The organism is Terrabacter carboxydivorans (genome assembly GCF_039532035.1).
GTDB classification, from domain to species: domain Bacteria; phylum Actinomycetota; class Actinomycetes; order Actinomycetales; family Dermatophilaceae; genus Terrabacter; species Terrabacter carboxydivorans.
Genome location: NZ_BAAARE010000006.1, coordinates 232,440 through 242,371, shown reverse-complemented (window position 1 = coordinate 242,371; position 9,932 = coordinate 232,440). Strand labels below are relative to the sequence as shown.

The 9,932-nt window shown below is 71.8% G+C and carries 9 protein-coding genes and 1 rRNA gene; all 10 read right to left on the bottom strand.

Going from position 1 to position 9,932, the window contains the following annotated elements:
- Positions 1-111 (bottom strand): 16S ribosomal RNA (locus ABD297_RS08660); the annotation flags it as partial.
- A 647-nt stretch (positions 112-758) separates the two neighbouring features.
- Positions 759-2,018, bottom strand: coding sequence for a tyrosine--tRNA ligase (tyrS, locus tag ABD297_RS08655; RefSeq protein ID WP_344254468.1), 1,260 nt, complete (start codon positions 2,016-2,018; stop codon positions 759-761).
- A 110-nt stretch (positions 2,019-2,128) separates the two neighbouring features.
- A complete protein-coding gene (locus ABD297_RS08650) occupies positions 2,129-2,749 on the bottom strand; it encodes a DNA-3-methyladenine glycosylase (RefSeq protein WP_344254467.1) in 621 nt (206 codons plus the stop codon).
- The gene (locus ABD297_RS08645) at positions 2,746-3,384 is read right to left on the bottom strand and encodes a DNA-3-methyladenine glycosylase (protein ID WP_344254466.1); all 639 of its coding nucleotides are present in this window, start codon (positions 3,382-3,384) and stop codon (positions 2,746-2,748) included. Before ABD297_RS08645 ends, ABD297_RS08650 begins: the two co-directional genes overlap by 4 nt.
- Before the next feature lie 22 nt (positions 3,385-3,406).
- Positions 3,407-4,894, bottom strand: coding sequence for an argininosuccinate lyase (gene argH, locus ABD297_RS08640; RefSeq protein WP_344254464.1), 1,488 nt, complete (start codon positions 4,892-4,894; stop codon positions 3,407-3,409).
- A 105-nt stretch (positions 4,895-4,999) separates the two neighbouring features.
- Positions 5,000-5,485, bottom strand: a complete 486-nt coding sequence (gene argR / locus ABD297_RS08635; protein ID WP_344254463.1) for an arginine repressor — start codon at positions 5,483-5,485, stop codon at positions 5,000-5,002.
- Positions 5,482-6,675, bottom strand: a complete 1,194-nt coding sequence (locus ABD297_RS08630) for an acetylornithine transaminase (protein ID WP_344254462.1) — start codon at positions 6,673-6,675, stop codon at positions 5,482-5,484. The genes argR and ABD297_RS08630 overlap by 4 nt, the downstream gene beginning before the upstream one ends.
- Positions 6,672-7,706, bottom strand: coding sequence for an acetylglutamate kinase (gene argB, locus ABD297_RS08625; protein WP_344254461.1), 1,035 nt, complete (start codon positions 7,704-7,706; stop codon positions 6,672-6,674). The genes ABD297_RS08630 and argB overlap by 4 nt, the downstream gene beginning before the upstream one ends.
- Entirely contained in the window at positions 7,703-8,866 is a 1,164-nt protein-coding gene (gene argJ, locus ABD297_RS08620) for a bifunctional glutamate N-acetyltransferase/amino-acid acetyltransferase ArgJ (protein WP_344254460.1), read from the bottom strand. The genes argB and argJ overlap by 4 nt, the downstream gene beginning before the upstream one ends.
- Positions 8,863-9,906: an N-acetyl-gamma-glutamyl-phosphate reductase gene (argC, locus tag ABD297_RS08615; RefSeq protein WP_344254459.1), complete on the bottom strand. Its 1,044-nt coding sequence runs from the start codon at positions 9,904-9,906 to the stop codon at positions 8,863-8,865. The genes argJ and argC overlap by 4 nt, the downstream gene beginning before the upstream one ends.
- Positions 9,907-9,932: the final 26 nt, after the last annotated feature.

The following is a 9,932-nucleotide window of genomic DNA, read 5'->3' as shown; positions in this document are numbered from 1 at the left end:
CACCCGTTCGCCACTGATCAGACCAAGCAAGCTTGATCGTCACCGTTCGACTTGCATGTGTTAAGCACGCCGCCAGCGTTCGTCCTGAGCCAGGATCAAACTCTCCGTTGATGTTCAAACACCCACCCCCGAAAAGGAGACGGGCAAACTTTGAACCCATGAAGGGCTCGAAAACCTGACTGAAGTCGAACAACCAGCTCAAAAAGAGTTGATCATTCAGTTTCAACCAAAGGATAATTCGTTCCGAAACACCACACCCACTCCCCGAACAGGAAGCGATGCAGACCTCGGCACGAGGTAATTGGCATCGATTTTTGACACGCTGTTGAGTTCTCAAGAATCGGACACGCACCATCAACCACCTCAACGAGGAGGCCTCAGGGGCAACCCTTCAAACTTACCCGCCTTGCCCCGGCCAGTCAAACCCGCGATCAGCCCCATCGGGGCGATCCGGACGACCAGCTCAGAACGGGCGGTTCCTGCACTCCAAGGCTACCCGACTGCGTCAGGTGCCCCAGACCATCTCGTCAACCCCGGGACCGGCCAACTTCGCTCGCGATCACTCGCTCCGCGGTGGCGTCCGTTCCTCCCTGTCGGGCTGACGAAGAGAACATTAACGCGGCCCTCCCGGCAAACACAAATCCACGCCGCCCGGACCGGCCCGTGCACGCAAGAAGAGCGGATCCCGTTGTGCTGCAACGGGATCCGCTCTTCGAGCAGTCACGACGAGCTCGTCCTGAGCCAGCCTCACGCACGGATCACGCCCGGCGGGCCGCCGCGAGGTTGCGTCGTCCACGCTTGATGACGGCGACCGTGCCGTGCAGGAAGTCGTCCTCCCCCAGCACGCGCTCGGGGTCGGTCAGCTTGACGTTGTTGAGCGACGCCCCGCCCTCGCCGATCGCACGCCTGGCGTTGTTGCGTGAGTCGACGAGGCCGACCGCCACGAGCGCGTCCACGACTGACGTCCCCACGGCGACCTCCGCTCCGGGGAGCTCGGAGGTGGCGTCACCCAGGGTCTGGGCGTCGAGGCCGCCGAGGTCCCCCTTGCCGAAGAGTGCCTCGGAGGCCGCCTGCACGGACTCCGTCGCGGACTTGCCGTGCACGAGCGTCGTGATGTCGGCAGCCAGCGTCTTCTGCGCCGCACGACGGAAGGGCTCCTCGGCGACCTGGCGCTCGAGCTCGGCGACCTCCTCCACCGAACGGTCGGTGAAGACCTTGAGCAGCTGCACCACCGAGGCGTCCTCGATGTTGAGGAAGTACTGGTAAAAGGCGTAGGCGCTGGTCATGTCGGCGCTCAGCCACACCGCGTTGCCCTCGGACTTGCCGAACTTGTTGCCGGCCGCATCGGTGAGCAGCGGGGTGGTGAGCAGGTGCACCGCCTCCCCCTCGGCACGGTGGATCAGGTCGACGCCCGCGGTGAGGTTGCCCCACTGGTCGCTGCCCCCGGTCTGCAGCGTGCAGCCGAACTCGCGGAAGAGGTGGAGGTAGTCGAGCCCCTGGAGCAGCTGGTAGCTGAACTCGGTGTAGGAGATCCCCTCGTTGCTCTCGAGCCGGGTCGCGATGGCGTCCTTCTTGATCATCTGGTTGACCCGGAAGTGCTTGCCGACCTCGCGCAGGAAGTCGAGTGCCGTCAGGGACGCCGTCCAGTCCAGGTTGTCGACGAGGATCGCCGGGTTGTCGCCCTCGAAGTCGAGGAACGGCTGCACGAGGGCCTCGATGCGCGCGACGTTCGCGGCCGTCTGCTCCTTGGTCTTCAGCACCCGTTCGGACGTCGGCTTCGGGTCGCCGATGAGACCGGTGGACCCGCCGACGAGGCAGATGACCCGATGGCCGGCGCGCTGGAAGTGCCGCAGCACCACGAGCTGGACGAGGTTGCCGAAGTGCAGCGACGGCGCGGTGGGGTCGAACCCGCAATAGAGCGTGAGGGGTCCCTTCGCGAGTGCTTCGCGCAGCGCCGCCTCGTCGGTGGACTGTGCCACCAGGCCGCGCCACTGCAGCTCGTCGAAGATGTCCGTCACGGGTATCGGTGTCCTCTCGTCCCGGCGGGCTCCCTGCCCACCGGGACACAGCCTGCCGTATGCCGTCGGGCGCGGGCCACCGAGTACCCCGCGGTCCCGCATGCCGGGCGTCAGCGCCTCGGACGCACCACGCCCGGTCGATACGGCGACACCGTCGGGTCGCCGTCGACCCAGAACCGCCACGGGTAGGCCGTGCCGTCGCCGCCCGGACCGCTGACACCGACACGGGGTCCGGTACGGAGCAGCCCGTCCGGCTCGTGGCCGAGGCCCTGTCCGTGACCGACAGCGACCGGCGAGTCGCGGTCGCAGAGGTCGACCCCCGAGAGGGCACCGGTCACCCCGAGCGTGCTCGTCAGTCGTCCCGGACCCCGGCACCAGTCCCGCTCGCGGACACCGGGTCGTCGGGCGGCGGCGACCTCGTGACCGTCGACGACCTCCCCCGCCCGCACGAGCACCACCTCGGGGACGCCGACCTCGCCCGTCACCAGACACAGCATCCAGTGGTGTCCGTAGGTGAAGTAGACGAACGCGTGGCCGGGTGCCCCGAAGACCGGCGCGTTGTGGGCGGTCGGGCGGCTCAGCACGCGCGACGCGGGGTCGACGAGGCCGGCATACGCCTCCGTCTCGGTGACCCGCACGGTGACGCCGCCGTGGGCCAGGTGCCGCCCGAGCAGGTCGGCGCTCACCTCCAGCACCGGCCGCCGGAAGAACGACCGCGGCAGCCGCCTCACGTGCGGCGTCTGCGCACGACGCCTGGACGGTAGGTCGACACGCTCGGGTCGCCGTCGACCCAGAAGCGCCAGGGAAAGGCGTCCCCGTCTCCCCCGGGTCCGCTGACCCCCACCCGCGGCCCGACGCGCACGCGCTCCGGGTCGACCGGCTCGCCCTCGGACACGACGAGGTCGATGGGCTCCCCGACGAGGGGCCGGCAGAAGTCGCGGCCGGTGTGCTCCTTCGTCATGGCGAGCGCCTGACCGAGGCGTCCCGGGCCGCGGGCCCAGTCACGCTCGCGCACGGGACCGCGGCGGGAGCGGACGAGGTCGTGCCCCGCCACGACCTCTCCGGCGCGCACGAGGACGGCCGATGCCGAACCCTCCTGCCCGACGACGAGGTTGACGCACCAGTGGTGCCCGTAGGTGAAGTAGACGTAGGTGAACCCGGCCGGCCCGAACATCGGGCGGGCGCGCGGCGTCTCCCCCCGGAAGGCGTGCGACCCGGGATCGACCTCACCGGCATACGCCTCGAGCTCGGTCAGGCGCAGCACGACCCCGCCGAACGACAGGTGACGACCGAGCAGGTCGGGCGCGACCTCGACCGACGGTCGGGCGAAGAACTCGCGGGGCAGCCGGGCGTCGACGGGACTCACCGACGACACGCTAACCGCCGCGTCAGACAGCCGTGGACGTCCAGGCGCGCGCGTCGGCCAGACGGACTCGCGCCGCCGCGAGCTGCTCGGCCACCCGGACGGGCGCCGTGCCCCCGGCGGCGTCGCGCGACGCGAGGGACCCCTCGACGGACAGCACGGAACGCACCTCCGGCGTCAGGTGCTCGCTGATGCGCGCGAAGTCCTCGTCCGTCAGGTCCCACAGCTCGATGCCGCGCGGCTCGCACTCACGGACGCACGCGCCGGCGACCTCGTGGGCGACCCGGAACGGGACTCCCTGCCGCACCAGCCACTCCGCGATGTCGGTGGCGAGGGCGAAGCCCTGAGGCGCCAGCGACTCGAGCCGCTCGGTGTTGAACGTCAGCGTGTCGACCATCCCCGAGAACGCCGGCAGCAGGACCTCGAGCGTGTCGACGGCGTCGAAGACCGGCTCCTTGTCCTCCTGCAGGTCACGGTTGTAGGCGAGCGGGAGCGCCTTGAGCGTGGTCAGCAGGCCCGCGAGGTCACCGACGAGACGACCCGCCTTGCCCCGGGCCAGCTCCGCGACGTCGGGGTTCTTCTTCTGCGGCATGATGCTCGACCCCGTGGAGTACGAGTCGTGCAGCGTGACGAAGGAGAACTCCTTCGTCGCCCAGAGCACGACCTCCTCGGCGATCCGCGAGATGTCGACGGCCGTCATGGCCGACACGAACGAGAACTCCGCGACGAAGTCCCGAGAGGCCGTGCCGTCGATGGAGTTCTCGACGGCACGGGCGAACCCGAGGTCGTGGGCGACGGCCTCGGGGTCGAGTCCGAGCGACGAGCCGGCGAGGGCACCGGAGCCGTAGGGCGAGGCGTCGGCCCGGACGTCCCAGTCGCGCAGCCGGTCGACGTCGCGCAGCAGTGCCCAGGCGTGGGCGAGCAGGTGGTGCGAGAGCAGCACGGGCTGGGCGTGCTGCAGGTGGGTGCGGCCCGGCATCGCGACCCCGAGGTGCCGGCCGGCCTGGCCCACGAGGGCGTCGACGACGTCGAGGACGAGGCCGCCGACGACGCGCGCGTGCTCACGGAGGTACATCCGGAAGAGGGTCGCGACCTGGTCGTTGCGCGACCGTCCGGCGCGCAGGCGGCCACCGAGGTCGGTGCCGACGCGTTCGATGAGCCCGCGCTCGAGGGCGGTGTGGACGTCCTCGTCGTCCTCTGCGGGCGTGAACGCGCCGGAGAGGACGTCGGCCTCGAGCGCGTCGAGACCCTCGAGCATCCCGGTGAGGTGCTCGGCGGACAGCAGTCCGGCCGAGTGGAGCACGCGGGCGTGGGCCCGCGAGCCCGCGATGTCCTGCGGCGCGAGGCGCCAGTCGAAGTGGGTGCTCTTGGACAGTGCCGCGAGCGCCTGGTCCGGGCCGCCCGCGAAGCGACCGCCCCACAGGCTCACTCGGGCCGGTGCCCCCGCAGCGCTCCCGGCGCCCTCGGTGACGTCGCTGGCCTCGGTGGCGCTGGTGCGGGTCGGGTCGGTCATCGCGGGTTCTCCTCGTGCGTGGTCAGCGTGGTCAGCGTCGTCACCGTGGTCGGCGTCGTCGTCGGGTTCGAGTTGGCTGCGCCTCCACGGCGGCCGGCTCAGGGCTCAGTCTCGCGTGCCGGCGAGGGACTGCAGACGCTCGGCCACCGCGGTCGCCTGCTCGGCGCCGTCGGTGACGAGCAGGATCGTGTCGTCGCCGGCGATCGTGCCGACCACTCCGGGGTCGCGCGCCTGGTCGATGGCCGACGCGAGGTAGTTGGCGGCTCCGGGTGGAGTGCGCAGCACGACGAGGTTGACCGCGGCGACGGCCGACACGAGCAGCTCCTCGCAGGTGCGCCGCAGCCGGGCCGAGGCGGCATCGCCGATGGAGCCCACCGCGGCCACCTCACCGCCCTCGCCGGGGACGGCATACACGAGCGCGCGCCCGCGCCTCACCTTGACGGCGCCGAGCTCGACGAGGTCGCGCGAGAGCGTCGCCTGCGTCACCTCGGTGCCCTCGGCGGCGAGCAGGTCGGACAGCTCGCCCTGGCTGTGCACCTCGTGGGCCCCGAGGAGCGCGGCGATGCGGCGTTGGCGCTGGGTGCGGCTCACGGCGCCGCCTCCCCTGCCGCCCGGGCGGCCTCGAGGATCGACGGGAGCGCGTCGAGGAAGCCTTGCAGCTCGTCCTCGGAGATGACGAGCGGGGGCGCCAGGCGCAGCGCGGTCGGGGTGACGGCGTTGACGATGAAGCCCGCCTCGCGGGCCGCCGCCATGACGGCGGGAGCAGGTATGCCGTCCAGCTCGATCGCGCGGAGCAGCCCCCTTCCCCGGGTGCCCACCACGCCGTCGACCTCGAGGTGGTCGAGCAGGGCCCCGACCTCTCGCACGTGCCCGAGCAGGTGGTCGCGCTCGATCGTGTCGAGCACGGCGAGGCCCGCGGCGCACGCCAGCGGGTTGCCGCCGAAGGTCGTGCCGTGCTGGCCCGCCGTGAGCAGGGTCGTGGCCTCGGGCCCGAAGGTGACGAGGGCGCCGATCGGCACGCCGCCGCCGAGGCCCTTCGCCAGCGTCATCGCGTCGGGCACGATGCCGGCGGCCTGGTGGGCGAACCAGTCACCCGTGCGGCCGACCCCGGTCTGGATCTCGTCGACGACGAGCAGTGCGCCGTGCGCGCTCGTCAGCTCTCGCGCCAGCCGCAGGTAGTCGGCCGTCAGCTCCCGGACCCCGGCCTCTCCCTGCACCGGCTCGACGAAGAGGGCTGCGGTGCTGTCGTCGACGGCCGCGCGCAGCGCATCGGCGTCGTTGGGCGGCACGAAGACCACCCCGGGGATGAGGGGCTCGAACGGCTCGCGGTAGGCGGCCTTGTGCGTCAGGGCGAGGGCCCCGGTCGTGCGTCCGTGGAAGGAGCCCTCGAGGGCGACGATGCGGCTGCGTCCGGTGCGGCGCGAGAGCTTGATCGCGGCCTCGGTGGCCTCGGCGCCGGAGTTGGCGAAGAAGACGCCCGACCCGTCGGGGGCGTCCGCGATCGCGAGGAGCCGCTCGGCCAGGGCGATGGCCGGCTCGGAGGTGAAGAAGTTCGAGACGTGGATCGCCGACTCGGCCTGCTTGGCGACCGCCTGCACGAGGGCCGGGTGACCGTGGCCCAGGGCGTTGACGGCGATGCCGGACAGCAGGTCGAGGTAGCGCCTGCCGTCGACGTCGGTGACCCAGCACCCGTGACCCGAGGCGAGCACGAGCTGGGGCATGCCGAAGACCTGGACCATGGCGCCGGCGTAGCGGCCGAGCAGGTCGTCGCCCGCGCTCACGGGGTCTCCTCGGGGTTCGCGTCGGTCGCAGGGACCGCGGGGGCGGGCTCGGACCCGGTGATGTCGGGCAGCACCATGGTGCCGATCCCCTCGTCGGTGAAGATCTCGAGCAGGATCGAGTGCGGCTTGCGTCCGTCGACGACGTGCGTCTGCGGCACCCCGCCCTCGACGGCGCGGATGCAGGCCTCGAGCTTGGGCACCATGCCGTGGTCGACGCGCGAGAGCAGCTCGCGGGCAGCGCTCAGGGTGATCGTCGAGAGCAGCGAGCTGCGGTCGGGCCAGCCGGCGTAGATGCCCTCGACGTCGGTGAGCACCACGAGCTTCTCGGCCCCGAGCGCGACGGCGATCGCGGCCGCGGCCGTGTCGGCGTTGACGTTGAGCACCTGCCCCTCGACGTCGAGGTCCGGGGCGACGGTGGAGACGACCGGCACGCGGCCGGCATCGAGGATGTCGAGGATCGCCGAGGGGTTGACGCTCTCGACGTCGCCGACGAGACCGAGGTCGACCTCCTCGCCGTCGACGACGGTGCCGCGGCGGCGCGCGCCCAGCAGGGCGGCGTCCTCACCCGAGAGTCCCACGGCGATCGGTCCGTGCTGGTTGAGCAGGCCGACGAGCTCGCGCCCCACCTGCCCGGTGAGGACCATCCGCACGACGTCCATGACCTCGGGGGTCGTGACGCGCAGGCCACCCTTGAACTCGCTCACGAGGCCGACGCGCTCGAGCATCGTCTTGATCTGCGGACCCCCTCCGTGCACGACGACGGGGCGCAGGCCGGCATACCGCAGAAAGGCGATGTCCTCGGCGAAGGCGGCCTTGAGCTCGTCGTCGAGCATGGCGTTGCCGCCGTACTTGACGACGACGAGCGCGCCACGGAACCGCTCGAGCCACGGCAGCGCCTCGACGAGGGTCGCGGCCTTGCCCGCCGCGACCCGGATCGCGGCGGCGTCGATGAGACCGCGCAGGTCGGCCGGACGGTCACCACCCGGCGGGGTCGTGCTCGTCGCGCTGTCCGGGGTCGTGGGGCTGCTCATGTGCTGTAGGCCGAGTTCTCGTGGACGTAGTCGTGGGTCAGGTCGTTGGTCCAGATCGTGGCCGTCTCGGCGCCGGCGTGCAGGTCTACGAGGACGTGCACCTCTCGCGCCGTGAGGTCGACGAGGGTGCGGTCCTGCCCGACGCCGCCCGACCGGCAGACCTGGACGCCGTTCATCGTCACGTCGAGGGTGGCCGGGTCGAAGTCCGCGCGGGTCGTGCCGACCGCGGCGAGCACGCGCCCCCAGTTCGGGTCGTTGCCGAAGATCGCGCACTTGAAGAGGTTGTTGCGGGCCACGGCGCGGGCCACCTCGAGCGCGTCCTCGACGCTCGCGGCGCCCGCCACCTCGATCGCGATGTCGTGGGCGGCGCCCTCCGCATCGGCGATGAGCTGCCGGGCGAGGTCGGAGCAGACACCCGTCAGCGCCTCGGTGAGGTCCCCACGGTCGACGGCTACCCCGGAGGCGCCCGACGCGAGGACGACGACCGTGTCGTTGGTCGACATGCAGGCGTCGGAGTCGATGCGGTCGAACGAGACCGCGGTCGCCGCGCGCAGGGCCGCGTCGAGGTCGTGCTGCTCGACGACCGCGTCGGTGGTCAGCACGACGAGCATCGTCGCGAGGGCAGGGGCGAGCATGCCCGCGCCCTTGGCCAGGCCCGAGACCGACCAGCCTGCGCCGGCGTGGGCGGCCACCTTGTGCACCGTGTCGGTCGTCTTGATCGCGACCGCGGCGGCCTCGTGGCCCTGCGGGGAGAGCGCTGCGGCCGCGGCGTCGACACCGGAGGTGATCTTGTCCATCGGCAGCAGCTCGCCGATGAGACCCGTCGAGCAGACGACCACGTCGCCGGCCGAGACCCCGAGGACCTCGGCGACGTGCTCCGCCGTGCGGTGCGTGTCGAGGAAGCCCTGCGTCCCCGTGCAGGCGTTCGCGCCGCCGGAGTTGAGGACGACGGCGTCGACGCGGCCGTCGGCGACGACCTGGCGCGACCACGTCACCGGCGCCGCCTCGACGCGGTTGGTCGTGAAGACCGCGGCCGCGTGGTGGTCGGGGCCGTCGTTGACGACGAGCGCGAGGTCGGGGGTGCCGCTCGCCTTGAGGCCGGCGGTGACACCGGAGGCCCGGAAGCCGGCGGGGAGGTGGACGGTCGGACGAGCGCTCACGGCGCGACTCCTGCGATGGGAAGGCCGAGGGTCTCCTCGAGGCCCAGGGCGAGGTTGGCGCACTGCACGGCTGCACCCGCGGTGCCCTTGGTGAGGTTGTCGATGGCCGACACGACGACGACGCGGCCGAGCCGTTCGTCGACGGCGACCTGGAGCTGCACGTGGTTGCTGCCGACGACCGAGGCCGTCGCGGGCCAGGAACCCTCGGGCAGGAGGTGGACGAAGGGCTCGTCGAAGTAGGCCGACTCCCAGGCGGCGCGAACCGCAGCGGGGTCAACGCCCGGACGCAGGCGCGCCGTGCACGTGGCGAGGATCCCCCGGGGCATCGGCGCCAGGGTCGGCGTGAACGAGACCGTGACCGGCTCTCCCGCAGCGCGAGAGAGGTTCTGCTCGATCTCCGGGGTGTGCCGGTGGCCGCCGCCGACGCCGTAGGGCGACATCGAGCCCATCACCTCGCTGCCCAGCAGGTGGGGCTTGAGGGACTTGCCCGCGCCGGAGGTGCCGGAGGCCGCGACGACGACGACGTCCTGCGCCTCGAGCAGACCGGCCGCGAAGCCGGGCGCCAGCGCGAGCGAAATGCCGGTCGGGTAGCAGCCGGGGACGGCGATGCGGCGTGCACCGGCGAGCCTCTGGCGCTGCACCGAGCCGGCCGGCCCGGGGAGCTCGGGGAGGCCGTAGGGCCACGACCCGGCATACCCCGTGTCGTAGAAGGAGGTCCAGGCCGACTCGGACTCGAGGCGGAAGTCCGCGCCGCAGTCGATGACGACGACCTCCTCGGGCAGCTGTGCGGCAAGGGCACCCGAGTGACCGTGTGGCAGCGCGAGGAACACGACGTCGTGGGCGGCCAGCGTGTCGACGGTCGTCGGCTCGATCACGCGGTCCGCGAGCGGGACCAGGTGCGGGTGGACGCCCCCGAGTCGCTCACCCGCACTGCTGGCGGCCGTGACGGCCCCGACCTCGAACTGCGGGTGGGCGAGCAGCAGCCGGAGGATCTCTCCTCCGGCGTAGCCGCTCGCCCCCGCCACTGCTGCCCTGATCACAATGCATGACTATACACATCAATGCA